General features: G+C 72.1%; 23 protein-coding genes. 16 read left to right on the top strand and 7 right to left on the bottom strand.

From position 1 onward, the window contains the following. Positions 1 to 21 precede the first annotated feature (21 nt). Positions 22 to 1,284 carry a class I SAM-dependent RNA methyltransferase gene (locus tag ACIGCK_RS08780; RefSeq protein ID WP_396665416.1) on the bottom strand — a complete coding sequence of 421 codons (1,263 nt, stop codon included), beginning with the start codon at positions 1,282 to 1,284 and terminating at the stop codon, positions 22 to 24. A 36-nt stretch (positions 1,285 to 1,320) separates the two neighbouring features. Between ACIGCK_RS08780 and ACIGCK_RS08775 the strand changes: the two genes are divergently transcribed. Then, entirely contained in the window at positions 1,321 to 1,968 is a 648-nt protein-coding gene (locus ACIGCK_RS08775; RefSeq protein WP_396665766.1) for a Maf family protein, read from the top strand. A 78-nt stretch (positions 1,969 to 2,046) separates the two neighbouring features. Then, on the top strand, positions 2,047 to 3,813 hold the full coding sequence (locus tag ACIGCK_RS08770; protein ID WP_330169984.1) for a biotin carboxylase N-terminal domain-containing protein: 1,767 nt from the start codon (positions 2,047 to 2,049) through the stop codon (positions 3,811 to 3,813). A 45-nt stretch (positions 3,814 to 3,858) separates the two neighbouring features. Here the strand turns inward: ACIGCK_RS08770 and ACIGCK_RS08765 are convergent, their stop codons facing one another. After that, the gene (locus tag ACIGCK_RS08765; RefSeq protein WP_396665413.1) at positions 3,859 to 5,307 is read right to left on the bottom strand and encodes an NAD(P)H-quinone dehydrogenase; all 1,449 of its coding nucleotides are present in this window, start codon (positions 5,305 to 5,307) and stop codon (positions 3,859 to 3,861) included. An 81-nt stretch (positions 5,308 to 5,388) separates the two neighbouring features. Between ACIGCK_RS08765 and ACIGCK_RS08760 the strand changes: the two genes are divergently transcribed. From ACIGCK_RS08760 to ACIGCK_RS08750, 3 genes are all read left to right on the top strand, one after another. After that, on the top strand, positions 5,389 to 6,222 hold the full coding sequence (locus tag ACIGCK_RS08760; RefSeq protein ID WP_330169986.1) for a purine-nucleoside phosphorylase: 834 nt from the start codon (positions 5,389 to 5,391) through the stop codon (positions 6,220 to 6,222). Beyond that, complete coding sequence (locus tag ACIGCK_RS08755) at positions 6,219 to 7,901, top strand: phospho-sugar mutase (RefSeq protein ID WP_396665412.1); 1,683 nt, start codon at positions 6,219 to 6,221, stop codon at positions 7,899 to 7,901. Before ACIGCK_RS08760 ends, ACIGCK_RS08755 begins: the two co-directional genes overlap by 4 nt. Before the next feature lie 186 nt (positions 7,902 to 8,087). Beyond that, positions 8,088 to 9,041 (top strand): hypothetical protein, encoded by a 954-nt coding sequence (locus tag ACIGCK_RS08750; RefSeq protein WP_396665410.1) that lies wholly within the window; start codon positions 8,088 to 8,090, stop codon positions 9,039 to 9,041. A gap of 176 nt (positions 9,042 to 9,217) precedes the next feature. On the opposite strand, the gene ACIGCK_RS08745 is transcribed toward ACIGCK_RS08750, so the two are convergent. Both ACIGCK_RS08745 and ACIGCK_RS08740 read right to left on the bottom strand, forming a co-directional pair. After that, on the bottom strand, positions 9,218 to 9,475 hold the full coding sequence (locus ACIGCK_RS08745; protein WP_330169989.1) for an HPr family phosphocarrier protein: 258 nt from the start codon (positions 9,473 to 9,475) through the stop codon (positions 9,218 to 9,220). A 44-nt stretch (positions 9,476 to 9,519) separates the two neighbouring features. After that, the gene (locus ACIGCK_RS08740) at positions 9,520 to 11,439 is read right to left on the bottom strand and encodes a BglG family transcription antiterminator (protein ID WP_396665408.1); all 1,920 of its coding nucleotides are present in this window, start codon (positions 11,437 to 11,439) and stop codon (positions 9,520 to 9,522) included. Between the two features lie 159 nt (positions 11,440 to 11,598). On the opposite strand from ACIGCK_RS08740, the gene ACIGCK_RS08735 reads away from it, so the two are divergent. From ACIGCK_RS08735 to ACIGCK_RS08685, 11 genes are all read left to right on the top strand, one after another. After that, positions 11,599 to 11,925, top strand: coding sequence for a PTS sugar transporter subunit IIB (locus ACIGCK_RS08735; protein WP_396665407.1), 327 nt, complete (start codon positions 11,599 to 11,601; stop codon positions 11,923 to 11,925). A 17-nt stretch (positions 11,926 to 11,942) separates the two neighbouring features. Beyond that, a complete protein-coding gene (locus tag ACIGCK_RS08730; RefSeq protein WP_396665405.1) occupies positions 11,943 to 12,227 on the top strand; it encodes an HPr family phosphocarrier protein in 285 nt (94 codons plus the stop codon). Between the two features lie 2 nt (positions 12,228 to 12,229). Continuing rightward, positions 12,230 to 13,906: a phosphoenolpyruvate--protein phosphotransferase gene (gene ptsP / locus ACIGCK_RS08725; protein ID WP_396665403.1), complete on the top strand. Its 1,677-nt coding sequence runs from the start codon at positions 12,230 to 12,232 to the stop codon at positions 13,904 to 13,906. Between the two features lie 17 nt (positions 13,907 to 13,923). Then, positions 13,924 to 15,528 carry a PTS mannitol transporter subunit IICB gene (locus tag ACIGCK_RS08720; protein WP_396665401.1) on the top strand — a complete coding sequence of 535 codons (1,605 nt, stop codon included), beginning with the start codon at positions 13,924 to 13,926 and terminating at the stop codon, positions 15,526 to 15,528. Between the two features lie 143 nt (positions 15,529 to 15,671). Beyond that, positions 15,672 to 16,112, top strand: coding sequence for a PTS sugar transporter subunit IIA (locus ACIGCK_RS08715; RefSeq protein ID WP_330169995.1), 441 nt, complete (start codon positions 15,672 to 15,674; stop codon positions 16,110 to 16,112). Further along, the gene (locus ACIGCK_RS08710) at positions 16,109 to 17,260 is read left to right on the top strand and encodes a mannitol-1-phosphate 5-dehydrogenase (protein ID WP_330169996.1); all 1,152 of its coding nucleotides are present in this window, start codon (positions 16,109 to 16,111) and stop codon (positions 17,258 to 17,260) included. The genes ACIGCK_RS08715 and ACIGCK_RS08710 overlap by 4 nt, the downstream gene beginning before the upstream one ends. Before the next feature lie 51 nt (positions 17,261 to 17,311). Beyond that, on the top strand, positions 17,312 to 18,244 hold the full coding sequence (locus ACIGCK_RS08705) for a siderophore-interacting protein (protein WP_396665400.1): 933 nt from the start codon (positions 17,312 to 17,314) through the stop codon (positions 18,242 to 18,244). Between the two features lie 84 nt (positions 18,245 to 18,328). Then, entirely contained in the window at positions 18,329 to 19,363 is a 1,035-nt protein-coding gene (locus tag ACIGCK_RS08700) for an iron-siderophore ABC transporter substrate-binding protein (protein WP_396665398.1), read from the top strand. Continuing rightward, complete coding sequence (locus ACIGCK_RS08695; RefSeq protein WP_396665396.1) at positions 19,360 to 20,409, top strand: FecCD family ABC transporter permease; 1,050 nt, start codon at positions 19,360 to 19,362, stop codon at positions 20,407 to 20,409. The genes ACIGCK_RS08700 and ACIGCK_RS08695 overlap by 4 nt, the downstream gene beginning before the upstream one ends. Next, the gene (locus tag ACIGCK_RS08690) at positions 20,406 to 21,461 is read left to right on the top strand and encodes a FecCD family ABC transporter permease (protein WP_396665394.1); all 1,056 of its coding nucleotides are present in this window, start codon (positions 20,406 to 20,408) and stop codon (positions 21,459 to 21,461) included. The genes ACIGCK_RS08695 and ACIGCK_RS08690 overlap by 4 nt, the downstream gene beginning before the upstream one ends. Then, positions 21,458 to 22,255 carry an ABC transporter ATP-binding protein gene (locus ACIGCK_RS08685; RefSeq protein ID WP_396665392.1) on the top strand — a complete coding sequence of 266 codons (798 nt, stop codon included), beginning with the start codon at positions 21,458 to 21,460 and terminating at the stop codon, positions 22,253 to 22,255. Before ACIGCK_RS08690 ends, ACIGCK_RS08685 begins: the two co-directional genes overlap by 4 nt. A 121-nt stretch (positions 22,256 to 22,376) precedes the next feature. On the opposite strand, the gene ACIGCK_RS08680 is transcribed toward ACIGCK_RS08685, so the two are convergent. The 3 genes from ACIGCK_RS08680 to ACIGCK_RS08670 are packed head-to-tail and all read right to left on the bottom strand — an operon-like array spanning position 22,377 to position 25,240. Beyond that, positions 22,377 to 23,492: an adenosine deaminase gene (locus ACIGCK_RS08680; RefSeq protein WP_396665390.1), complete on the bottom strand. Its 1,116-nt coding sequence runs from the start codon at positions 23,490 to 23,492 to the stop codon at positions 22,377 to 22,379. A 33-nt stretch (positions 23,493 to 23,525) separates the two neighbouring features. Next, positions 23,526 to 24,839, bottom strand: coding sequence for a thymidine phosphorylase (locus ACIGCK_RS08675; RefSeq protein ID WP_396665388.1), 1,314 nt, complete (start codon positions 24,837 to 24,839; stop codon positions 23,526 to 23,528). Then, positions 24,836 to 25,240, bottom strand: coding sequence for a cytidine deaminase (locus ACIGCK_RS08670; protein WP_396665387.1), 405 nt, complete (start codon positions 25,238 to 25,240; stop codon positions 24,836 to 24,838). The genes ACIGCK_RS08675 and ACIGCK_RS08670 overlap by 4 nt, the downstream gene beginning before the upstream one ends.

Below are 25,240 nucleotides of genomic sequence, written 5' to 3'. Positions count from 1 at the left end.
AGGCCCGCCACGGTCGGGCCGTCAGCGTCGCCGCTGCAGCACCGCGAGCGCCTCGACGTGGTGTGAGTTGGGGAAGAGGTCGAAGGCCCTCACGCTCGTGGGCTCGTAGCCGTGCAGCCCGAAGGTGCGCATATCGCGCGCGAGCGCGACGGGGTCGCACGCCACGTAGAGGACGGTGCGCGGCTCCCGGGCGGCGATCGCCTCCACGACCGCCGTGCCGGCGCCTGCCCGCGGCGGGTCGAGGAGGACCGTCGCGGCTTGGCGCTCGGCCCGTGGAGCGGGTTCCGCGCCCGCCAGATACCGATCCACCCGCGCCGTGACGGCCTCGACGCCGGCGGCGTCGGCGAGGTTGCGGACGGCGTGCGAGGTGGCGCGCGGGGCCGACTCGACGGTGACGACCCGTGTGCCTGGGCCCCCGACATCCGCCATGACGCCGGCGAAGAGCCCCACTCCCCCGTACAGGTCGAGGTTGGCCGCCTGCGGCTCGAAGGAGGCGCCGCGCAACGCCTCCGCCACGGCGCCCGCGAGCGTGCGTGCCGCACCGCGGTGCACCTGCCAGAAGCCGCCCGCGTCGAGGGCGAAGGATCGGCCCGCCGCCTCCTCCACGACGACCTCGCTCCCCGCGTCATCCGTGCCGCGTCGTGGGGAGTGCCGCGACCTGCCCGGTCGGTCGGGTCGCGGGACGATCCGGACTCGGCCGTCGCCGGGCTGCACCAGGTCCACGCGGCCCGGCGCGGCAGGCGGAAGCGCGGCCGCCGCGGCGGAGATCTCGGGCGTCGCGAGGGGATGGGTCGCCACGGGGACGACGCGGTGGCTGCGCGCCGCGACGGGGCCGACGGCGCCCTCGGCGTCGACGTGGAGGCTGAGTCTCGTCCGCCACCCCCGCCCCTCGGCGTCCTCGCCGCTCACCGGCTCCACCTCGACATCCCACCCGACGCCGCCGAACCTGCGGAGCGCATCGCGCAGCACGTCGGCCTTCAGCGCGCGCTGCCGCTCGAGCGTGATGTGCCCGAAATCCGCGCCGCCCGGACGGTCGCGAGGATCGCGGGCCAGATCAGCCTCCGGCCACACATGCCGTGCCCGCCGGTCGGGGGAAGCCTCGAGCACCTCGAGCGTGTCGGCGCGCCAGAACGACGCCTTGGAGGCATCCGCCACCCGCGCCCTCACGCGCTCGCCGGGGATCGCGTCGGAGACGAAGACCACCCGCCCGTCGTGGCGCGCGACGACGATCCCTCCGTGCGCGACGTCGGTGATCTCGAGCTCGAGGACGGCTGGCTCTTCCACGCGTCGAGCATTCCACAGCCCGGCTACGGTAGCCCCATGCGTCTCTGCCTCGCCTCCACCTCGCCCGCACGCCTCATGCTGCTGCGCCAGGCCGGCATCGAGCCCCTCACGATGGCGCCCGACGTCGACGAGGAGGCGGTCATCGCCGCCGTGGAGGCGGCCGAGTCCCGCATCCTCGAGCCGGCCGAGCACGTCCTGCTGCTGGCACGGCGCAAGGCGGCGGATGTCGCGGCGCGCCTCGCCGAGGAGGACCCCTCCTTCGACGGCCTCGTCGTGGGAGGCGACTCGATGTTCGAGCTCGACGGCGAGGTGCTCGGAAAGCCGCACACCCCCGCGAACGCCCGCGCCCGCTGGGAGGGCATGCGCGGACGCACCGGCGTGCTGCACTCGGGGCATTCCGTGTTCCGCATCTCCCCCGGCGCCGGCGCGCGCGAGGAGCACGCCGTCGCCGAGGCATCGGTGACCTTCGCCGACGACGTCACGGACGACGAGATCGCCGCCTATGTCGCGACCGGTGAACCCCTGAACGTCGCGGGTGCGTTCACGGTCGACAGCCTCGGGAGCGCGTTCATCACGAGGGTGGAGGGAGACCCCTCCACGGTGGTCGGGATGTCGCTGTCCACGCTGCGGAGGCTGGTGCGCGAGCTGGGAGTGGACTGGACCCGCCTGTGGCGGGACTTGTAGGGATCTCCCCACGCCTCCGGGAGTGTTTTGTGGGAGTGGCGCAAAGGAGGGACCCCGCGCGTCGGTAGGCTGACACTCATGCCTCAGATCGGCAAGGTCCTCATCGCCAACCGCGGCGAGATCGCCGTCCGTATCATCCGAGCCACCCGCGACAGCGGAATCGCCTCGGTTGCCGTCTACGCCGACCAGGATCGGGATGCGCTGCACGCGCGGCTCGCCGACGAGGCGTACGCCCTCGGGGGTGCCACCAGCGCCGAGACGTACCTCTCGATCGAGAAGATCCTCTCCGTCGCGAGACGCTCCGGCGCCGATGCGGTGCACCCCGGCTACGGCTTCCTCGCCGAGAACGCCGCGTTCGCGCGCGCCGTGATCGAGGCGGGCCTGACATGGATCGGCCCCTCGCCCGACGCCATCGACGCGCTGGGCGACAAGGTCACCGCGCGCCACGTCGCCGAGAAGGTGGGGGCCCCCCTCGCTCCCGGGACCCCCGGCCCCGTGGACTCGGCCGACGAGGTCGTCGCCTTCGCCCGCGAGTACGGCCTGCCGATCGCGATCAAGGCCGCCTACGGCGGCGGCGGGCGCGGCCTCAAGGTCGCGAGGGAGTTCGACGAGATCGCCGAGATGTTCGAGTCGGCGACGCGCGAGGCGGTCACGGCCTTCGGGCGCGGCGAGTGCTTCGTCGAGAAGTACCTCGACAAGCCGCGCCATGTCGAGACGCAGTGCCTCGCGGATGCCGCGGGCAACGTGGTCGTCGTCTCGACCCGCGACTGCTCGCTGCAGCGCCGCCACCAGAAGCTCGTCGAAGAGGCGCCCGCCCCCTTCCTCACCGAGGAGCAGACGCGCGTGCTCTACGACGCGTCGAAGGCGATCCTCCGCGAGGTCGGCTACGTCGGGGCGGGGACCTGCGAGTTCCTCATCGGCGCCGACGGCACGATCTCCTTCCTCGAGGTCAACACCCGCCTGCAGGTCGAGCACCCCGTCTCGGAGGAGGTCACGGGGCTCGACCTCGTCCGCGAGCAGTTCCGGCTCGCCGAGGGCGGGCTGCTGGACTACGACGACCCCGAGGTGACGGGCCACTCCATCGAGTTCCGCATCAACGGGGAGGACCCGGGCCGCGGCTTCCTGCCCCAGCCCGGCCCCATCCACGTCTTCAAGACGTTCGGCGGCCCCGGCATCCGGCTCGACTCCGGTGTCACGGCCGGCGACAGCGTCAGCGGGGCCTTCGACTCGCTGCTGGCGAAGATCATCGTGACCGGCCGCGACCGCGCCGAGGCGCTCAGCCGCGCGCGGCGCGCCCTCGACGAGTTCGAGGTCGCCGGCATGCCCACCGTGCTGCCGTTCCACCGCAAGGTCGTGCGCGACCCCGCCTTCACCGCCGAGGACGGCCGGTTCGGCGTGTACACGCGCTGGATCGAGACCGAGTTCGACAACGACATCCCGCCGTGGGACGGCGAGCTCGGCGACACGGCGCCCGACCAGGGCCGCCACACCGTCGTCGTCGAGGTCGGCGGCAAGCGCCTCGAGGTGAGCCTGCCCGACCGGGTCGCGCAGCCCGTCGGGACGGCCGGCCGGCCCGCCGCCGTGCCGCCGTCACGGCGCAGCCACGCGACGAGCGTCGTGGCGGGGGCATCCGGCGACGCCGTGCGCTCCCCCATGCAGGCGACGATCGTCAAGATCGCCGTCGCGGAGGGCCAGCAGGTCGTCAAGGGCGACCTCGTCGTCGTGCTCGAAGCCATGAAGATGGAGCAGCCGATCCAGGCCCACAAGGACGGCACGATCGGCGCGATCGACGCGAGCCCCGGCACGACCGTGTCGGCCGGCCACCAGCTTCTGACGATCTCCTGACGCACGGGCGTCCCGAGCGGACGCCAGGCCCGCGGATGCCGCGGGTCAGTACTGCTCGTGGTCGCGGTCGACGATGTGCATCGCCCGCGCGGCATCCGTGATGCTGCCCGTCAGGGAGGGATAGACGGCGAAGGCGCGCGAGAGCTGATCGACGCTCAGGCGCCGGTCGACGGCGACGGCGATCGGGTAGATCAGCTCGGAGGCCTTCGGGCCGATGATCACGCCGCCGATGACGGTGCCCGAACCCTTGCGGGCCATGATCTTCACGAACCCGTCCTTGATGCCCATCATCTTCGCGCGCGGGTTGGCCGACAGCGGCAGCTTGTGCACGACACCCTCGATGCGGCCCTCGACGATGTCGGCCTCCGACCAGCCGACCGTGGCGATCTCGGGGGCGGTGAAGATGTTCGCGGCGATGCGGCGGCGCTCGACGGGGATGACGACATCCCCGAGCGCGTGGAAGACCGCCGTGCGGCCCTGCATCGAGGCCACCGAGGCGAGCGGCACGAACGTCGTGCAGTCGCCGGCGGCGTAGATGTTCGGCACCGACGTGCGCGCGACGCGGTTGACGCGGATGTGACCGGAGTCGGTGAGCTGGACCCCCGCCTGCTCCAGCCCGATCCCCGCCGTGTTGGGGATGGATCCGACCGCCATGAGGCAGTGGCTGCCCTCGATGCGGCGGCCGTCGGCGAGCGCCACGACGACGCCGTCCCCCTCGCGGGTCACCGACTCGGCGCGGGCCTTCGACAGCAGCGTCATCCCGCCGCGCTTGAACACGTTCTCGAGCACGGCTGCGGCATCCGCATCCTCCCCGGGGAGGACCTGATCGCGACTCGAGACGAGCGTGACTTTCGCACCCAGGTTCATATACGCGGAAGCGAATTCGGCTCCCGTCACACCCGATCCCACGACGATGAGGTGCTCGGGCAACGAGGGCATGTCATACAGCTGGGTCCACGTGAGGATGCGCTCCCCGTCGGGCATGGCGTTCGGGAGCTCGCGCGGCGACGCCCCGACCGTCACGACGAAGGTGTCGGCCTCGACGCGGTCGAAGTCGGTGCCTCCCGGACCGGTGGACACGATGACCGCATCGCGGCCCTCGAGACGCCCGTGGCCGGAGATGATGCGAACGCCCGCGTCAGCGAGGCTCTGACGCATGTCCTCGGACTGCTGCCGAGCCAGCGCCAGGAGCCGCTTGTTGATAGCGGAGAGATTGATGGCGACCTCGGGCCGGCTCGCCTTCCCGTCGCCGCCGCGCGTGTAGAACTGCACGCCGAGGTCGCTCGCCTCCTTGATCGCCGACGCGGCATCCGCCGTCGCGATCAGGGTCTTCGACGGCACGACATCGGTGATCACGGCAGACCCGCCGACGCCCGCGCGCTCGATGAGCGTCACCTCCGCCCCCAGCTGCGCCCCGGCGAGCGCCGCTTCGTACCCGCCCGGCCCCCCACCGATGATCGCGATCCGCTGTGTCGTCTCGAACTCACCCGGCATGCACCCCATTGTGTCATCCGACACACGGGGCACCGTGCGGCGTGGCTGGCCGGTGGCTCCCGCTGTTCCTAAAGTGGACCCATGCCAGAGCACATCATCAATCCGCTGGATGACCCGACCGCCGACCCCTTCGAGGTCGCCGGACGCGCGGCGGACGACATCGCGCGCCTGACGGGCGTGGAGCAGCACGACATCGCGCTCACGCTCGGGTCGGGCTGGGGGAAGGCCGCAGAGCTCATCGGCGAGACCGTGGCCCAGTTCCCCGCCACCGAGGTGACCGGCTTCTCGCGCCCCGCGCTGGAGGGGCACGGGGGGACGCTCCGAAGCGTCGTCACCCCGCGCGGCAAGCGCGTGCTCGTGATCGGCGCGCGCACCCACTACTACGAGGGCCACGGCGTGCGTCGCGTCGTGCACAGCGTGCGCGCGGCGGCGGCGACCGGCGCGCGCACCATGGTGCTCACCAACGGCGCCGGAGGCATCAAGGGCGCCTGGAAGCCGGGACAGCCCGTGCTGATCAGCGACCACATCAACCTCACCGCGGCGTCCCCGCTCGAGGGTGCGACGTTCATCGACCTGACCGACCTCTACGCGCAGCGCCTGCGCGACCTGGCGCGCACGATCGACCCCTCCCTCGACGAAGGCGTGTACTGCCAGTTCCGCGGACCCCAGTACGAGACCCCGGCCGAGGTGCGTATGGCGAAGGCGATCGGCGGGCACATCGTGGGGATGTCGACGGCGCTCGAGGCGATCGCGGCACGGCAGTCGGACATGGAGGTGCTGGGCTTCTCGCTGATCACGAACATGGCCGCCGGCATCCAGAGCACGCCCCTGAGCCACCAGGAGGTCATCGAGGCCGGCCGCGAGGCCGAGCCGGTGATCTCGTCCCTCCTGGCCCGCGTGATCGGGGCGATGTGAACGGGGCGGATGCCGCGGCATCCCTCGCGGCCGCGCACGCCTGGCTCGCGCAGGATCCCGACCCGCAGACCCGCGCGGAGCTGGAGGCGCTCATCGCCGCCGCCGACGCGGGTGACGCCGCGGCATCCGCGGACCTCGCCGACCGGTTCGGCGCGCGTCTGGCGTTCGGGACGGCGGGCCTGCGGGGGGCGCTGGGGGCGGGCAGCAACCGGATGAACCGCGTCCTCGTCGCCCAGGCCGCCGCGGGGCTGGCCGCCTATCTGCGCGAGCGCGCCGACGACGGCGCGACACCCTCCGTCGTCATCGGCTACGACGGGCGACGCAACTCCGACGTCTTCGCCCGCGACTCGGCGGAGATCTTCGCCGGCGCGGGGCTGCGCGCCATCCTCCTGCCCCGCCTGCTCCCGACGCCGGTGCTCGCCTTCGCGGTGCGCCACCTCAGCGCCGATGCCGGCGTGATGGTCACCGCGAGCCACAATCCCCCGGAGGACAACGGATACAAGGTCTACCTCGGGGGCGCGGACCGGGGCGCCCAGATCGTCTCGCCCTCCGATGCCGAGATCGCGGCGCACATCGAGCGGGTCGCGACCACCGAGCGGGTGCCGCTTCTCCCGCGATCCACCGGATACGAGACGGCGCCCGAGTCCGTCGTCGACGCCTACGCCCGCGCCACGGCCGCCGTCGCCCCCGCGCCCGCCGGGGCGGACGCGCTGCGGTGGGTGTACACGGCGATGCACGGCGTCGGGTGGGAGACGCTCTCGCGGATCGTCGAGCGCGCCGGATACCCCGCGCCGCACCCCGTCGAGGCCCAGTTGCACCCGGACGCCTCGTTCCCGACGGTCTCGTTCCCCAACCCGGAGGAGCCGGGCGCCATGGACCTCGCCCTCGAGGAGGCGCGGCGGGTCCGCGCCGACCTCGTGCTGGCGAACGACCCGGACGCCGACCGGCTCGCCGTGGCCGTTCCGGTGGACGCCGAGGGCGGCTATCGCGTGCTCTCCGGCAACGAGGTCGGCCTGCTCCTGGGCTGGCGGGCGGCACGCGCGGCACGAGACGCCGGTGCGACCGCCGGGGCATCCCTCGCCTGCTCGCTCGTCTCGTCGCCCGGACTCGGGGAGATCGCCCGGCACTACGGGCTCGACTTCCACGAGACGCTCACGGGCTTCAAGTGGATCTCGCGAGCCCCCGGCATCGTCTTCGGCTTCGAGGAGGCGCTCGGGTACCTCGTCAACCCCGAGACCGTGCGCGACAAGGACGGCATCTCGGCCGCGGTCGCCGTCCTCGGCCTGGCCGCCGCGGCGCGGGCGGAGGGGTCTTCGCTCGCCGGCATGCTCGAGGAGCTCGCGTCGCGCTTCGGTCATTTCCGCAGCGGCCAGGTCTCGGTGCGGGTGACCGACCTGCGCATCATCGCCGACGTCATGGCGCGGCTGCGTGCGCAGCCGCCGTCGGAGTTCGGCGGCGTCGGCATCCTGCGCGCCGACGACCTGCTGCGCCCCACCGACGGGACGGTGCCGGGCGACGTGCTGCGCTACACGCTCGACGACGGGTCGCGCGTCATCGTGCGCCCGAGCGGCACGGAGCCCAAGCTCAAGATCTACCTCGACGTCCGGGCGGATTCCGCAGAGGACGCCGCGGGACGCCTCGCCCGCCTCGAGGAGGCCGCCCGGGCCCTGGCGTCCTGAGCCCGGGCCCCTCGCGCTGCGGGGCAGATTGTGTGCTGTGGGGCACGACATAACCTGCCCCACGGCACACAATCTGCCCCAGAGCTACCGGGTGCGGCCCTCCTCCCCCGTACCTCCCTCGTCGATCGATCCCGGGGAGACGCCGCGCGGGAGCCGCCGTCGCGCCGAAGGCCCCACAGTGATCGGATGATCGATCCCTTCACGGCTGAGCTGACACCCTCACGCACCCTCCACCGGGCCGGAACGACCACGCGCCAGGTACGCCGGCTCGTGGATGACGGGGTCTTCGTGCGGGTTCGCCGAGGGGTGCTCGCGCGCGGGGACGAGTGGCGCGCATTGCGCCCCGAGGGCCGGGCGATCGTTCGGGCACGCGCATGGGCGTCGGTTGCCGGCGACGAGCCGCTCTTCTCCCACACCACCGCGGCGGCCGTGCACGGCCTGCCGCTGTTCCGGACACGCAGCGACACGGTGCACACCGTCATCAGCGAGTCGCGCAAGGGTCAGACGCCGGGTGTCGCCCGTCACCGCGGCGAGCTCGATGCGGGCGTCACGCGGGTGAGGGGCCTGTTACTGACCGACCTCGCACGCACGATGGCGGACGTCGCGCGCTCCGAGTCGGCGGAGACCGCCGTGACCGTCGCGGATGCCGCGCTCCGATCCGCATCGCGAAGCGCGGATCACCCGCGTGTCGTGGTCCTGAGGCAGCGGGCGCTCGACCATGCCGCGGCCCTCGCGCGCGGTGGGAAGCGCAGCGCCCGCATCATCGAGTTCGCCGACCCGCGGGCGCAGCTGCCCGGCGAGAGCGTCAGCCGCCTCTATCTCCTCCGGCTGGGCTTCGCCTCCCCGCGGTTGCAGGTAGAGGTTCCCGGGCCGCGCGGCATCCGATACTTCGTCGACTTCGGGCTCGACGACGTCGACGCCTTCGGCGAGTTCGACGGCGAGGGCAAGTATCTCGACCCGCGATACCTCAACGGCCGCACGAGCGAACAGGCCCTCCTCGAGGAGAAGTGGCGCGAGGACTGGATCCGGGGCACCACCCAGCGACGCTACGCGCGGTGGGGTTCGGCGCACATCGTCACGGCGCAGACCCTCGGTGCCCGCCTCGCGCAGTTCTCCATCGTCCCCGCACGCCGCGCGTGAACCCGGGTCCCGTCCCCGCGCCGCGAACCGGGGCAAGTTGTGTGCTGTGGGGCACGACACAACCTGCCCCGCAGCACACGACCTGCCCCAGAGCAAAGGGCGGCACGCATCGAGTGGCCCGCGGTACGCACCGGCCTCCGCGCACGCCTCGCCGCGCATGCGCGCTGACCGCGCCCTCAGGCGGGGTCGAGCAGCGCTTCCAGCCGGTCCAGGAGCGCCTCCGCGTCGGCGCCCTCGACCGAGACGACGATGGATTCCCCCCGGTCCACCCCGAGGGTCATGACGCCCAGGATGCTCGCGCCGTCGACCGGCTCGCGACCCGGCGCGCGCACGACGACCGCGCCGGGGTGGGCGTGGGCGAGCCGGACGAATTCCGCCGCGGGGCGCGCATGGAGCCCCTCGGCCGCGGTCACGATCACCGTCCGCTCCGCCATCGTCCTCCTCGCATCGCGCCGCCCCCACTGTACGGGGGCGGCGCTCAGCCGTCGATGACCGCGACGAGCTCGTCGATGAATCCGGCATAGTCGACGCCACGGCGCACGATGCGCTGCACGCTGTCGCGCTCGGAGAACACCTCGACAAGCTGCTCGAAGATCGTCTGGAACGCCGCGCGGTCGCTCTCGCTGAACGCCACGAGCGCGACAACCTGCACGCGGTTCTCGCCCCACCCCGTCGACTGCTCCGACACCGCCACGGCGATCGCCGTGCGCGTCGCCGTCATCGTCAGCGCGTGAGGAACCGCGAGGGCATCCGTGAAGGCCGTCGACGACAGCCGCTCCCGCTCGATCGTGCGCTCGATGTAGTCGTCGTCGATCACGCCGCGGGCCACAAGCAGCGAGCCCAGCCTCCGGATCGCGGACTCCTCGTCGCCCATCCCCTCGAATCCGCGCACGAACGACGCGGCATCCATGTACTGCTCCAGCTCGGCGCGCAGTCGCGCGAGCCGCCGGCCGCGACGCACACGGGCCGCCGCGCCCCGCACGCGCTCCACATCGGACTCGGTCAGGAAGGGCTGCACCTGCACGACGCGGTCGGATGCCGCGGGCGCGGCGATCGTCGTGAGGATGACGTCGGTGCCGAGCGCGGCCCAGTCGGGGTCGGCCCGGGTCTCGACCGAGACGACCTCGATGTCCTGCCCGAGGGAGCGCACGACGCTCGAGCGCAGCAGCTCGTGGAGCTCGTAGTAGCCCGGGCACACGATGGTGGCGGTCACGATCGCGTCGGCGCGGCGGCTGCGCTCGAGACGCCCTCCCACGTGCATGGCGATGTATGCCAGCTCGTCGTCCTGCAGGTCGAGCCCGAGGCTCTCCCGCAGCTGCACGGCGATGAAGACCGCGACCTCGAAGATCATCGGATAGCTCGACTTGATCGAGCGGGTGAGTGGATTGCGCGACCATGCGCCCACCCGCGCGCGGTGCAGCAGGTTCTGCACGTGCAGGGCGAGGCGCAGGACGAAGTCGTCGTGCCCGAGATCGACGGCGAACTCCGCGGCGGCGCGATCGACCGCGTCCCGCACGGCGCCCTCGACCTGCGGATCCAACCGCTCACGCGGATCGTTCTCGCCCTCGGCTGCGGGGGCGACGACACGCGTCAGGAGAAGCGTGGCCAGGTGCTGCGTGTCGGCGGCGCCCAGGCTGACGTCGAAGTGGCTCTCGGCGAGCGCGCCGACGACCTCGGCGATCCGGTCCGCGGGCGGCGAGGCGGCGCCCGGCTCCTCGATCGTGCGCCGCCGACGCGTGCGGTCGACGGCGATGGCCACGTGCAGCAGGACGTCGGTGATGCCGTACTCGTTGACGTAGTACCCGAGCGCGGGCAGTTCCGCCACGAGCGCCGACTTGAAGGCCTGCAGCGCGTCGGGATCGACGTACTCGGCGCCGAGGGAGCGACGCAGCAGGGGCATGTCGAGGGCACCGGCATCCATCTCGTCGTGCACGAGACGGCTCAGCAGGCGCCGCTGCGCCTCCTCCGGCCCCTTCAGCCTCACCCGCGTGCCCTGGCGCTCGAGCACGAGCCCCCCGCCGGCGATGAGCCCGCGCACGCGCGCCAGGTCGCCGTCGAAGGTCGCGTCGCTCACGTAGAGGCGAGCCGCGGTCTCGTGCACGTCGATCCCGTCATCGGCGTCGACGAGGGTGCGGACGAGGGAGTGGAGCCGGTCGCGGGGCGTGCCGGTCTCGGCTCCCGTCTCGCGCAGACGCGGCAGCGCGGCGGGATCGATCCGGTAGCCGTGCGGTCCGGACTCGATCGCATCTGCGGCACCCGCCCGCGCATTCACCGCGGTGACATATGTGCGGATGCTGCGGGGAGTGACGCCGAGCGCGTCGGCGAGAGTCGCCGCGGTGACCCACCCGCGGTCGCGGGCGAGCAGCGCGACGACGCGGTCCTGACGCGCCCTGGTCACTGCGTTGTCCGTCCCTCTCCTCGGGCGCGACCACCCACGCCCGTGGCCCCAGTCAATCACGCGTATGCGAGGCGGTTTCCGCCGGAGCGGAAGACGGTATGCCTTTACCCGCTCCCAGCATCCTCGCAGGATAGGTCTACGGAGGAGGTGACCGGATCGATGAGGATCCTCGTTGTGTGCAGCGCGGGCGCGTCCAGCACGTTCGTCGCCATGCGGCTGCGCCGCGCCGCCCAGTCGCAGGGCATCGCCCTGCACGCGGTCGCCGGAACGCGCGAATCGCTCCCGATCGACATCGACTCGGCCGACATCCTCCTGCTCGGGCCCCACCTGCGGGACGAGATGCCCCGTGTCCACGCCCAGAGCGCTCACCGGAGCGTCCCGGTGCTCGCCCTGCCCGACGATGTCTTCTCCGACCTCGACGGCACCCGAACCCTCGACCTGGTGCGGCCGCTCCTGAGCGGCGCACCCACCGACCCGAACGCCTGACCGGAAGGAACCCCACCATGGCCGAAATCTCCCGCACCGTCCGCATCGGCTCGTCCCATGGACTCCACGCGCGCCCCGCGAAGCTCTTCGCGCAAGCAGCGAAGGAGGCGGGCATGCCCGTCACGGTCGCCAAGGACTCGGGCAAGCCGGTCAACGCCGCCAGCATTCTGGGCGTCATCTCGCTCGGCGTGGAGCAGGGCGACTACGTGACCCTCGCGGTCGAGACCGACGACGACAGCGCGGGCGAGAAGACGCTCGACGCGCTCGCCGAGCTGCTCACGACCGACCACGACGCCGCGTGAGCATGGCCGAGCTGAGAGGCGTGGGCATCGGGCTGGGCGTCGCCCAGGGTCCGGTGGCCCGCATGGCCGAGCCGCTGCCGGCGCCCGCCGACGTCGCGAGCGAGCTGACCGCCGCGGAGGAGACGGCGCGCGTGCGCGATGCCGTCGCCGCGGTGGCACGGGAACTCGAGGAGCGCGGGGCGGCCGCGGGCGGAGCCGCGCAGGAGGTTCTCGAGGCGCAGGCCATGATGGCCGAGGACCCGACCCTCGAGGAGGAGCTCGACGCGCGCATCGCCGCCGGCAAGACGGCGGAGTTCGCCGTGTACGACGCCTTCCACTCCTTCCGCACGCAGCTGGAGGCCGTCGGCGGCTATCTCGGCGAGCGTGCGGCCGATCTCGACGACGTCGCCCAGCGCGTCATCGCGCGCCTGCGGGGGGTTCCCGCGCCCGGGGTGCCCGATCCGGGGCATCCGTTCGTCCTCGTCGCGAAGGACCTCGCCCCCGCGGACACGGCGCTGCTCGACCTGGACAAGGTTCTCGCGCTCGTGACCACCGAGGGCGGACCGACCTCCCACACGGCGATCCTGGCCCGGGAGAAGGCGATCGTCGCGGTCGTCGGCGTCGCTGGCGCGAAGGACCTCGCCGACGGTGAGAACGTGATCGTGGATGCCGCGGCGGACGTCGTCGTGCGGAACCCGACGGCCGAGGAGCTCTCGCGAGCGCAGAACCGTGCCGCTCAGCGCGCGGCCGCGGCCGACGCGCCCGTGACACCGGGCGCGCTCGCCGACGGCACGGCGATCCCGCTCCTGGCGAACCTCGGCTCCCCCGCCGGCGCCGCCGAGGCGGTCGAGCTGGGCGCCGAGGGCGTGGGGCTCTTCCGCACCGAGTTCCTCTTCCTCAGCCACAGCCAGGCACCCACCGTCGCGCAGCAGAGGGCCGCGTACACGCAGCTGCTGGAGGCGTTCCCCGGCAAGAAGGTCGTCGTGCGCGTGCTCGATGCGGGGGCGGACAAGCCCCTGCCGTTCCTCAACGACGCCCACGAGGAGAACCCCGCGCTCGGGCTTCGCGGCCTGCGCGCGCTGCGCGCGAGCGAGGACATCCTGCGCGAGCAGCTCACCGCCCTGGCCGAGGCGGATGCCGCGACATCCGCCGACCTGTGGGTCATGGCGCCGATGGTGTCCACCGTCGAGGAGACCGAGTACTTCGTCTCGCTCGCGCGCGAGTACGGCGTCAAGACGGCCGGCGTCATGGTGGAGGTGCCCTCCAGCGCCCTCCTCGCCGACCGCGTGCTCCCCCACGCCGACTTCGCCTCGATCGGCACGAACGACCTGACGCAGTACACCCTCGCGGCCGACCGGCTGCTGGGGTCGGTCGCCTCCTTCCAGGACCCGTGGCACCCCGCCGTGCTGCGGCTGATCCGCGAGGTCGGTGCCGCGGGCGGCGCCGCCGGCAAGCCCGTCGGAATCTGCGGTGAGGCCGCGGCCGACCCGCTGCTCGCGGTGGTCCTGGTCGGCCTCGGCGCCACGAGCCTGTCGATGGCCCCGACCGCGCTGGCCGACGTGCGCGCGACTCTGCTCACCCACTCCCTCGACGATGCCCGCCGCATCGCCGAGGCCGCCCTGGCCGCGGACGACGCGGCCGCAGCCCGACAGGCGGCCCAGCAGGCCGCCACCCCACACGCGGCCCCCGCCGCTCACTGAGAGAAAGAGACACAGTCATGACGACGACGTCACCTGCCGCGCAGAGGGGCGGTGCCCGGGTCGCGGTCCAGCGATTCGGCACGTTCCTCTCCGGCATGATCATGCCGAACATCCCCGCGCTGATCGCGTGGGGCATCATCACGGCGTTCTTCATCCCGGTCGGCTGGACCCCCAACGCCGACCTCTCCACGATGGTCGGCCCGATCATCCACTACCTGCTGCCGATCCTCATCGCCTACACGGCCGGCTACATGGTCTACAAGATCCGCGGAGGCGTCGTCGCCTCCATCGCGGTGATGGGTGCGATCGCGGGCTCCGACCTGCTCATCGCCAACTTCAACGCCACGCTCCCCGAGGGCGAGGCCCCGCTCGGCCAGATCCACATGTTCATCGGCGCGATGATCATGGGACCGCTCGCGGCCTACACGATGCGCTGGCTCGACAGCCTCTGGGACGGCAAGATCAAGGCCGGCTTCGAGATGCTGGTCAACATGTTCTCGGCCGGCATCTGGGGCTTCGTGATGGCCATCGTGGGCTTCTTCCCCGTCGCCTGGCTGGTCAACGGCATCATGAACGTGCTGAGCACGGCGGTGAACTGGCTCGTCGAGACGAATCTGCTCCCGCTGACCAGTATCATCATCGAGCCCGCGAAGGTCTTCTTCCTGAACAACGCCATCAACCACGGCGTGCTCACGCCGCTCGGCATCAGCCAGGCGGCGGAGGACGGCAAGTCGATCCTGTTCCTCCTCGAGGCCAACCCCGGTCCCGGCGTCGGCCTGCTGCTCGCGTTCACGATCTTCGGGATCGGCGCGGCCCGCGCCTCGGCTCCCGGTGCCGCGGTGATCCAGTTCTTCGGCGGCATCCACGAGGTGTACTTCCCCTTCGCACTGATGAAGCCGGTACTGATCGTCGCGCTGATCGCCGGCGGCATGACGGGCGTCACCACGAACATGATCTTCGACGCGGGCCTGCGTGCGCCGGCCGCTCCGGGCAGCATCTTCGCGGTGATCGCCCAGACGGCCAGCGACAGCTACGTCGGCGTGATCCTCTCGGTCATCCTCTCGGCGGCGGTGAGCTTCGTGATCGCGTCGGTCATCCTGCGCGCGACGCGCAAGCGCGACCTGCTCGCGGAGGGCGACGAGTTCGCCGCGGCGGTTTCGCAGACCGCGGCCAACAAGGGCAAGTCCTCGGCAGCCCTCGACGCCCTGCGGGCGTCCGACGGCCGTGACCGCGAAGCCGTGCGCGAGGCCGGCGAGGCGGTGGACCGCCTCGAAAGCGAGGCCGACACCGGCGGCCGCCTGGACGGCGGAGCCGTCACGACGAGGCAGGTGAGGACGATCGTCTTCGCGTGCGACGCCGGCATGGGCTCCTCCGCCATGGGCGCGAGCGTGCTGCGCAACAAGATCAAGAAGGCGGGCATCGAGGACGTCACGGTGACCAACAAGGCGATCGCGAACCTGGATGCCTCCGCCGATCTCGTGATCACGCAGAACCAGCTCACCGACCGCGCCCGGCACCAGACGCCCGACGCGATCCACGTGTCGGTCGACAATTTCATGAACTCGCCGAAGTACGACGAGGTCGTGGATCTCGTGCGCGATCAGCACCAGGATGGTGCGTAGGCACTGAACGCGGTGGGGTCGGGCGGCGTGACGCCCCCGACCCCACTGCTTCTGTCTCGGCATCCGCTTCCCCGCGGTGCCCGCCGCGTCACCTGCGGCCGTCACGACGGGGATGCGACAGCTCTTCAACGAAAGGCAATGACATGGCACGTGACGTCCTCTCCCTGGGTCAGGTTCGCATCCACGCAGGATCCGCAACGCGCGAAGAGGCGATGAAGGAGGCCGCCGACATCCTCGAAGCGGCCGGGTGCGTCACGACCGCCTACTTCGACGCGATGCAGCTGCGCGAGCAGACCGTCTCGACGTACATGGGCAACGAGCTCGCGATCCCGCACGGCACGAACGAGACGAAGGACGCGATCCTCGAGTCCGGCCTCTCGGTGGTCCGCTACGACGGCGGGATCGATTGGGGCGGCGAGCACGTCACGTTCGTGATCGGGATCGCCGGCAAGGGCGACGAGCACCTGGAGATCCTGTCGCAGATCGCCATCCTCTTCTCCGACGAGGACGAGGTCGCGAAGCTGAAGGCCGCTTCCTCCCCCGATGAGCTCTTCTCGCTCCTCTCGGCGGTGAACGAGTCGTGAAGGCGGTTCACTTCGGCGCCGGCAACATCGGCCGCGGCTTCGTCGGGCTGCTCCTGCACGAGGGCGGGTACGAACTCGTCTTCTCCGACGTCGCGGCGGATCTCGTCGACGCCATCAACGCCCACGACTCGTACACGGTGCACGAGGTCGGCGAGGGCGGCACCGACAAGACGGTGACGGGCTTCCGCGCGATCAACAGCGCCGAAGACCCCCAGGCCGTCATCGACGAGATCGCGGGCGCGAACGTCGTGACCACCGCGGTCGGCCCGACCGTGCTCCGCTTCGTCGCCCCGCTCATCCTCGCGGGTCTCGCACTGCGCGACCCGTCGTCGCCCCCGCTGCAGATCATGGCGTGCGAGAACGCCATCGGCGCGACCGACACCCTGCGGGACCACATCCGGGACCAGGCGGCGGAGGCCTGGGACGCGATCTCCGCGCGGGCCGTGTTCGCCAACACGGCCGTCGACCGCATCGTTCCGGCCCCGCAGGACAACCCCGGGGTGGATGTCACGGTCGAGCCCTTCTACGAATGGGCGATCGAGCGGGGCCCGTTCGGGTCGAACCCGCCGGCGATACCCGGCGCGCACTTCGTCGACGACCTCACCCCGTACATCGAGCGCAAGCTCTTCACGGTCAACACCGGGCACGCCACGACCGCGTACTACGGTGCGCTCGCGGGCGCGGAGAAGATCTCCGACGCGCTCGCGGACCCCGCGATCGCCGAGCGCGTGTCGGCCGTGCTCGAGGAGACCTCGGCGCTCCTGGCCGCCAAGCACGAGCTCGACCCCGCCCACCTGTCGGAGTACCGCGCGACGATCCTGGGACGCTTCCGCAACCCCGCACTCCCCGACACGGTGGGCCGGGTGGGCCGGCAGCCGCTGCGCAAGCTCTCGCGACACGAGCGTTTCGTGGGTCCCGCCGCCGAGGCCGCCGAGCGCGGACTGCCGGTGGACGCCCTCGTCGATGCGATGGGCGCCGCCCTGGCGTTCGACGACCCCGCAGACGAGCAGGTCGCGCAGCTCCAGCAGCTGCTGCGCGATCAGGATGCCGCGGCCGCGACGACCGCCATCACGGGTCTCCCGACGGATCACCCGCTGTTCCCCCGCGTCGAGCGGATCGTGGCACGGCGACAGTCCGAGCTGCGCTGACGGTGGAAACCGAACTGGCAGATCCGCGCCAGTTCGGTTAGCCTGCCCTAAGTGAACACGCTGACCCGCTCCCCCCACATCGCCCACGTGCCGATGCGAGCCTCGGTCGCTCGCATCGAGGCGCTGAGCCCGACGTTCCGGCGCTTCACCCTGACCGGCCCCGAACTGGCCTCGGTCGCCGACAACCGGCTCGACCAGCGGTTCAAGATTCTCTTCCCCGTCCCGGGAGTCGGGCTCGATGCGATGCCCCCCGGCGACGACTGGTATCTCGCGTGGCGGCAGCTGGACAACGCCGTGCGACCGATCATGCGCACCTACACCGTGCGCGAGGTGCGCCCCGAGGCATCCGAGTTCGACGTCGACATCGCCCTGCACGGCCGCATCGGACCCGCCTCCGCATGGGCCCTCGACGCCAAGCCAGGCGACGAACTGATCGTCTGCGTTCCGCACCGCGGATTCGAGGGCGACTTCCACGGCGGCGTGGACTGGCGACCGCCGACCGAGGCGCGTCGCGTGCTCATCGCCGCCGACGAGACCGCGCTGCCGGCCGTCTCCGGCATCTTCGAGCGCCTCGACCCCCTCGTGCAGGGGACGGCCGTCATCGAGGTGCCCCACCCGGACGACGCGGCGGCGCTCAGCCCCGCACCCGCCGGCGTCGAGGTCGTCGTCGTCGCCCGAGGCGATCGTCCCGTCGGGTCGGAGCTCGTCCCCGCCGTGCGTGCGGCCGCCGAGCGCGTGCTCGACGGCACGCGCACGCCCGTCGCGGAGCTCGAGGACGTCGACATCGACAGCGTGATGCTGTGGGAGGTCCCCCACGACGCCAAGGGCGAGCCGCTGGGGCACGCGCCGTTCTTCGCCTGGCTCGCCGGCGAGGCATCCCCCATCAAGGAGCTCCGCCGTCACCTCGTGTCCGAGCGCGGCGTCGATCGGCACGCCGTGGCCTTCATGGGGTACTGGCGCGCCGGCCGGCCCGAGATGTCCTGACGGGATCGCCACACGCGGACCGTTGAGGTATGGTTAGGCTTGCCTAAGCACACGCCTGGCAGCACAGCCCCTGAAGGAATCCCGATGACCCTCTCCCGTCGCGTCGCGCCCGTCGCGCTGGCCGCCGTCGCCGCACTCGCCCTCACCGCCTGCTCCACCCCCGCCTCCGACTCGGCCGCCGAGTCGACCGAGTCCGGGTCCGGCTTCCCCGTCACGATCGAGCACGCCTACGGCGAGACCGTCATCGAGGACAAGCCCGAGCGGGTCGCCACGGTCGCATGGGCCAACCACGAGGTCCCCCTCGCCCTGGGCGTCGTGCCGGTCGGCATGAGCGAGGCGACGTGGGGCGACGACGACAACGACGGCGTGCTGCCCTGGGTCGAGGATGCGCTCGACGAGCTGGGCGCCGAGACGCCGGTGCTCTTCGACGAGACGGACGGCATCGACTTCGAGGCCGTGGCCGACACGCAGCCCGACGTGATCCTGGCCTCCTACTCCGGCCTGACGCAGGAGGAATACGACACGCTGTCGCAGATCGCTCCCGTCGTGGCCTACCCCGACGTCCCGTGGGGCACCTCGGTCGAGGACATGATCCGCATGAACTCCGAGGCCATCGGACTCGCCGAGGAGGGCGAGCAGCTCATCGCCGATCTGCAGGCGGAGGTCTCCGACGCCCTCGCGGCCAACCCGGCACTCGAGGGCAAGAAGGTGCTCTTCTCCTACATCGACCCGACCGACCTCAGCCAGATCGGGTTCTACACGAGCCACGACACGCGCCCCGGATTCCTCGAGTCGATCGGGCTGCCCACGCCGGAGATCGTCGCGGAGGAGTCCGCCGGCACGGAGGAGTTCTACCTGATGGTCAGCGCGGAGGAGGCCGACCGCTTCGCGGACGTGGACCTCTTCGTCACCTACGGCGAGGCCGACGGCGCGCTCGTCGAGGCGATCAAGGCCGACCCGCTGCTGTCGCAGATCCCCGCGATCGCGAACGGGCAGATCGCCGTGCTGGAGAACTCGACGCCGCTGGCCGCCTCGGCGAACCCCTCCCCGCTCTCGATCGGCTGGGGCATCGGCGACTACTTCGCGCTGCTCGCCGCTCCCCTCTCGCAGAACGGGTGAGCACCGCCACCACGGCACCCGGACGGCCGCCTGGCACCGCCGCACTGCGGCGACCGGCGGCCGTCCGTCTGGCGTGGCTCGGCGCCGGCGTCGCGCTCCTCGCGGTGCTCTTCGTCGCATCGGTCGCCTTCGGCGTGCGGGATGTGTCGCTGACCGAGATCCTCGCGGCGATGCGCGGGGATGCCGGGGGCATCGGCGAGGCCGCCGTCGTGCTCCGCGTCCCCCGCACGGTGCTCGCGATGCTCGTCGGCGCCGCGCTCGCGCTCTCGGGCGCGGCGATGCAGGCCGTCACGCGCAATCCGCTCGCAGACCCCGGCATCCTCGGCATCAGCCCCGGCGCCGCGCTGGCGGTCGTCATCGGCATCGCGTTCTTCGGCCTCAGCAACCCCTACTCCTACATCGGCGTCGCGACGATCGGAGCAGCCCTCGCCGCCGTGTTCGTCTATGCGGTCGGCTCGGCGGGGCGCGGGGGCGCCACTCCCCTCAAGCTCGCCCTCGCGGGGGCGGCGTCCGCGGCGGCGTTCACGTCGCTCGTGAGCGCCATCCTGCTGCCCCGCGTCGACATCCTCGAGACGTTCCGCTTCTGGCAGATCGGCGGGGTGGGGGGCGCCAGCTGGGACCGCATCGCGATCGTCGCCCCGTTCCTCGCGTTCGGCGCGTTCATCTGCCTCGTCAGCGCCCGGAGCATGAACTCCCTCGCGCTCGGCGACGACATGGCCGCCGGTCTCGGCGTACGGGTGGGCCGGGCACGGCTGCTCGCCGCCGTCGGCGCCGTCATCCTCGCCGGCGCCGCCACCGCGATCGCGGGGCCGATCGGCTTCGTAGGCCTCGTCATCCCCCACCTGTGCCGCCTGCTCGTGGGAGGCGACCACCGCTGGCTGCTACCGTTCTCGGCGATCGCGGGCGCGGCGTTGCTCACCTTCGCCGACATCGTCGGTCGCCTCATCACGCGCCCCGAGGAGATCGAGGTCGGGATCGTCACGGCCCTCATCGGCGCCCCCGTCTTCATCTGGATCGTCCGCCGGCAGAGGGTGCGCGAGCTATGACCGTCGACACCGCCCCCACCGCCACGACGACCGTCGGCGCCGTCGTGGCCGGACGCCGCCACCGGGCCCGTCGACGCGCCGTCGTGATCGGATGCCTCGCGGTCGCCGTGCTCGCCGCCTACGCCGCGACGCTCATGATCGGGCAAACGTTCTACTCGCCGGGCGAGGTCATCGCCGTCATCCTCGGGCAGCAGGTGCCGGGTGCCTCGTTCACCGTCGGCACGCTGCGGCTTCCGCGCGCCACGCTCGGGCTCTTCGCGGGCGCGGCCTTCGGCCTCGCGGGCGTGACGTTCCAGACACTGCTGCGCAATCCGCTCGCCTCGCCGGATGTCATCGGCATCAGCGCGGGAGCGAGCGCGGCCGCCGTCTTCGCGGGGGTAACCCTGGGGCTCGGCGACACCGGGGTGTCGGCCTTCGCGCTCGTCGCCGCACTCGCCACCGCAGGCGCCATCTACCTGCTCTCGTACAAGGCGGGCTTCGCGGGGACGCGACTGATACTCATCGGCATCGGCGTCGGCGCGATGCTCGACAGCGTCGTGACCTACCTGCTCTCCCGCGCCGCGGCGTGGGACCTCCAGACGGCCATGCAGTGGCTCACGGGAAGCCTCAACGGGGCGACGTGGGAGCGCATCCTCCCGCTCATCCTCGTCGTCGTGGTGTTCGGATCGCTCCTGACCGGCGCGGGGCGCTCCTTCGGCGCCCTCCACCTCGGCGACGACTCGGCTGCATCCCTCGGCGTGCGCACCGACCGCACCCGCCTGCTCATGATCCTGGCCGCCGTCATCCTGCTGGCCTTCGCCACCGCGGCGAGCGGCCCGATCGCGTTCGTCGCGTTCATGGCCGGCCCCATCGCCGCCCGCCTGGTCGGCCCGGGCGGCTCGCTGCTGCTGCCCTCGGCGCTCGTCGGCGCGCTCCTGGTGCTGCTGGCAGACCTCGTCGGGCAGTTCGCCTTCGGCACCCGCTACCCCGTCGGGGTCATCACGGGCGTGCTCGGCGCGCCCTTCCTCATCTACCTGCTCATTCGCACCAATCGCGCGGGAGGCTCCCTGTGATCGAACACCACCGCCTTGCCGCCGAGGGGCTCACCCTCGCCTACGGCGATCGCGAGGTCGTGCGGAACATGGATCTCACGGTCCCCGAGGGCCGCATCACCGCGATCGTCGGCGCGAACGGATGCGGGAAGTCCACGGTGCTGCGGGCGCTCGCGCGCCTGATCCGCCCGCGGGAGGGCGCCGTCATGCTCGACGGGGAGGAGATCCACCGCCTCTCCTCCCGCGAGGTCGCGCGACGCCTGGGGCTGCTCCCCCAGAGCCCCACCGCCCCCGAGGGCATCGTCGTGACCGACCTCGTCGGCCGCGGCCGGCATCCGCATCAGCGCTTCCTCGCGCGTTGGAGCGCCGACGACTACGCGGCCGTGGCCGAGGCGCTGGATGCCACGGGCATCGCCGATCTCGCCGACCGCGCGGTCGACGAGCTCTCGGGCGGGCAGCGTCAGCGGGTCTGGATCGCGATGGCGCTCGCGCAGCAGACCGATATCCTGCTGCTGGACGAGCCGACCACCTTCCTCGACGTGACGCACCAGATCGAGGTGCTCGACCTGCTCACCGACCTCAACCGCACCCGCGGCACGACGATCGTCATGGTCCTGCACGACCTCAACCTCGCCGCCCGCTACGCGGACCATCTCATCGCCGTGCACGAGGGCCGCATCCACGCGTCGGGAAGCCCCGCCGAGGTCATCTCGCCGAAGATCGTGCGCGAAGTGCTCGACCTCGACTGCACCGTCATCCCCGACCCGGTCTCGGGCGCCCCGCTCGTGCTGCCCCGCGGTCGCCACCACAGCTGACGCCCCCGCCCCTTGCCGCGCCCCCTCTCAGCGAGACACCACATCCGCGCCGAGACACCACCCGACGGCCGGTGTCTCGGCGCACGTATGGTGTCTCGCGGTGCGCTCGGCGCGCGAGACGCTACAGGTCGAAGCCCTCGGCGATCAGCTCGATGAGCTCCTCCCGCTCCTCCACCGTGAGGAACGCCCCCGCCGCCGCATTGAGCTGGAACGCCTGCAGGTCCTCCAGGTCGTAGTCGAAGGCGCGGGCGAGCAGGGCGAGCTCCTTCGTCAAGGACGTGCCGCTCTGCAGACGGTTGTCGACGTTGACCGTCACGGAGAAGCCGAGTTGGTACAGCAGGTCGAACGGGTGGTCGGCGAGCTCCTCGCCCCACGCCTCGATCGCCCCGGTCTGCAGGTTGGAGGAGGGCGAGAGCTCGAGGGTGATCTCCCGGTCGCGCACCCAGCGGGAGAGGTCGCCGAAGGTCACCAGCACCTCATCGCCCGAGCGCGAGACGACATCGAGGTCGGACGCGAGGCGCACGCCGTGCCCGAGGCGCAGGGCACGACCGTCGATGAGCGCCGATCGGATCGAGTCCAGGCCCGCCGCCTCCCCGGCGTGCACCGTCACGGGGAAGAACTGCGTCGCGAGGTAGTTGAAGGCGGCGCGGTGGCGCGACGGGGGGAAGCCGTCCTCGGGGCCCGCGATGTCGAACCCGACGGCACCGCCGTCGCGGTGGCGCACGGCGAGCTCGGCGATCTCCAGCGAGCGGTCGGTGTGGCGCATCGCCGTGATCAGCTGACCCACGCGGATGCTGCCGCCGTCGGCGTCGATCGAGTCCTCGCCATCCTCGATCCCCGCCTGCACGGCCTCGACGGCCTCGTCGAGCGTCAGCCCGCCCGCGAGGTGCTGCTCGGGCGCCCACCGCACCTCGCCGTACACGACGCCGTCCGCGGCGAGATCCTCCACGAACTCGCGCGCGACGCGGCGGAGCCCTTCCGCGGTCTGCATCACGGAGGTCGTGATGTCGAAGGTCTTCAGGTACTCGACGAGCGAGCCCGAATCGCTGCGCTCGGCGAACCAGTCGGCGAGGGACGCGGCATCCGTCTCGGGCAGGTCGATACCCGCCTCATCGGCCAGCTCGATGACGGTCGCGGGACGCAGCGCCCCGTCGAGGTGGTCGTGCAGGCTCACCTTCGGCAGCGAGCGCACCGAGACGCCGTCGATGGTGTAGTCGCCGTGGGCGTCGAGGATCATGGGGGTCTCGCCTTCTGGAGGGGTCGTGGGGGGTCAGGCCGTGATGCGCTCGACGACGAGCGGGGCGGATGCCGGGGCCGTCTCGCCGACGCTCCACGCTCCGTCCAGCGCGTCCAGCGCCCGCGCGAACCGCGCCGGGTCGTCGGCGGAGAGCGTGAAGACGGGCTCGCCGGCGCGCACCGCGTCGCCGGGTTTCTTGTGCAGGTCGATCCCGGCGGCGTGCACCACGGCGTCCTCCGCGCGCGCACGTCCGGCGCCCAGGCGCCACGCGGCGATCCCGAACGGCAGCGCCTCCATCCGGTCGACGATCCCGTCGGCGGCCGCCCTGACGACGTGCGTCTCGCGCGGCGCGGGGAGCGCCGCATCCGGGTCGCCGCCCTGCGCCGCGATCATCCCGCGCCACGCGTCCATGGCGCGCCCGTCGGCGAGGGCGGCCTCGACGTCGGCGTCCGGGCGACCCGCGAGCGCGAGCATCTCGCGCGCGAGGGCGACGGTGAGCTCGACGACATCGGCCGGTCCTCCCCCTGCGAGCACCTCCACCGACTCGCGCACCTCATTGGCGTTGCCGATCGCCCGCCCGAGGGGCGTGTTCATGTCGGTCAGCAGCGCGGTGGTCGCAACCCCCGAGTCGGTCCCCAGGGCGACCATCGTCCGTGCGAGCTCGCGCGCCCGACCGATGTCCTTCATGAAGGCGCCGGAGCCGAACTTCACGTCGAGCACGAGCGCGTCGGTCCCCTCCGCGATCTTCTTCGACATGATGCTCGACGCGATGAGCGGGATCGCCTCGACGGTGCCGGTCACGTCGCGCAGCGCGTAGAGGCGCTTGTCTGCGGGGGCGAGCCCGGAGCCGGCCGCGCAGATGACGGCGCCGACGCCCTGCAGCTGCTCGAACATCTCGACGTTCGACAGCGCCGCGCGCCATCCCGGGATCGCCTCGAGCTTGTCCAGCGTGCCGCCCGTGTGACCGAGACCGCGGCCCGAGAGCTGGGGGACCGCAACTCCGAACGAGGCCACCAGCGGCGCCAGCGGCAGGGTGATCTTGTCGCCCACCCCGCCCGTCGAGTGCTTGTCGACCGTGCGCTTGCCGAGCCGCGCGAAGCTCATCCGCTCGCCGGAGGCGATCATCGCGTCCGTCATGACCCGGATCTCCTCCCGCGTCATCCCGTTCAGCAGCACGGCCATCGCGAACGCGGCCATCTGGGCGTCCGAGACGTAGCCGCGCGTGAACGCGTCGACCATCCAGCGCAGCGCGTCGTCCGCGACCGCGCCGCCGTCGCGCTTGCGGCGGATGACGTCGACGGCGTCGAAGGGCTCTATGCCGGATGCCGCGGCATCCGCCCCGCTCACGGCCGGCCCGCCTCGTCGAGGTTGCGCGGGCCGAAGGCGTCGGGGAGGACCTCGTCGATCGTGCGGATGCCGGAGACGGTCTCCAGGAGCATGCCGGGAAGCGCGTGTTCGTAGAGCAGCTGGCGGCACCGCCCGCACGGCATGAGGGTCCGGCCGTCGCCGTCCACGCACACGAAGGCGACGAGCTGCCCCCCGCCCGACATCGCCAGCTCCGACACGAGGCCGCACTCGGCGCAGAGCGTGACGCCGTAGGAAGCGTTCTCGACGTTGCAGCCGGCCACGATGCGGCCATCGGTCACGAGCGCGGCGGCGCCCACGGGGAAGCGCGAGTACGGCACGTACGCCCGGCGCATCGCCTCGGTGGCGACGTGGCGCAGCTCGTCCCAATCGATATCGGTCAT

Origin of the sequence: Microbacterium sp. NPDC078428, assembly GCF_044542535.1 — a bacterium.
GTDB classification, from domain to species: Bacteria; Actinomycetota; Actinomycetes; order Actinomycetales; family Microbacteriaceae; genus Microbacterium; species Microbacterium limosum.
Note: the sequence above shows the minus strand (reverse complement) of the source record. Positions and strands in the feature narration are given on the sequence as shown.

Excerpts from the sequence above, each read along its gene's own strand:
- ACIGCK_RS08680 (WP_396665390.1), bottom strand. The coding sequence starts at position 23,492 with ATGATCCTCGACGCCCACGGCGACTACACCATCGACGGCGTCTCGGTG.
- ACIGCK_RS08715 (WP_330169995.1), top strand. The coding sequence starts at position 15,672 with ATGGCACGTGACGTCCTCTCCCTGGGTCAGGTTCGCATCCACGCAGGA.
- ACIGCK_RS08690 (WP_396665394.1), top strand. The coding sequence starts at position 20,406 with ATGACCGTCGACACCGCCCCCACCGCCACGACGACCGTCGGCGCCGTC.
- ACIGCK_RS08720 (WP_396665401.1), top strand. The coding sequence starts at position 13,924 with ATGACGACGACGTCACCTGCCGCGCAGAGGGGCGGTGCCCGGGTCGCG.
- ACIGCK_RS08770 (WP_330169984.1), top strand. The coding sequence starts at position 2,047 with ATGCCTCAGATCGGCAAGGTCCTCATCGCCAACCGCGGCGAGATCGCC.
- ACIGCK_RS08735 (WP_396665407.1), top strand. The coding sequence starts at position 11,599 with ATGAGGATCCTCGTTGTGTGCAGCGCGGGCGCGTCCAGCACGTTCGTC.
- ptsP (WP_396665403.1), top strand. The coding sequence starts at position 12,230 with ATGGCCGAGCTGAGAGGCGTGGGCATCGGGCTGGGCGTCGCCCAGGGT.
- ACIGCK_RS08730 (WP_396665405.1), top strand. The coding sequence starts at position 11,943 with ATGGCCGAAATCTCCCGCACCGTCCGCATCGGCTCGTCCCATGGACTC.
- ACIGCK_RS08670 (WP_396665387.1), bottom strand. The coding sequence starts at position 25,240 with ATGACCGATATCGATTGGGACGAGCTGCGCCACGTCGCCACCGAGGCG.
- ACIGCK_RS08760 (WP_330169986.1), top strand. The coding sequence starts at position 5,389 with ATGCCAGAGCACATCATCAATCCGCTGGATGACCCGACCGCCGACCCC.
- ACIGCK_RS08750 (WP_396665410.1), top strand. The coding sequence starts at position 8,088 with ATGATCGATCCCTTCACGGCTGAGCTGACACCCTCACGCACCCTCCAC.
- ACIGCK_RS08700 (WP_396665398.1), top strand. The coding sequence starts at position 18,329 with ATGACCCTCTCCCGTCGCGTCGCGCCCGTCGCGCTGGCCGCCGTCGCC.
- ACIGCK_RS08745 (WP_330169989.1), bottom strand. The coding sequence starts at position 9,475 with ATGGCGGAGCGGACGGTGATCGTGACCGCGGCCGAGGGGCTCCATGCG.
- ACIGCK_RS08765 (WP_396665413.1), bottom strand. The coding sequence starts at position 5,307 with ATGCCGGGTGAGTTCGAGACGACACAGCGGATCGCGATCATCGGTGGG.
- ACIGCK_RS08775 (WP_396665766.1), top strand. The coding sequence starts at position 1,321 with ATGCGTCTCTGCCTCGCCTCCACCTCGCCCGCACGCCTCATGCTGCTG.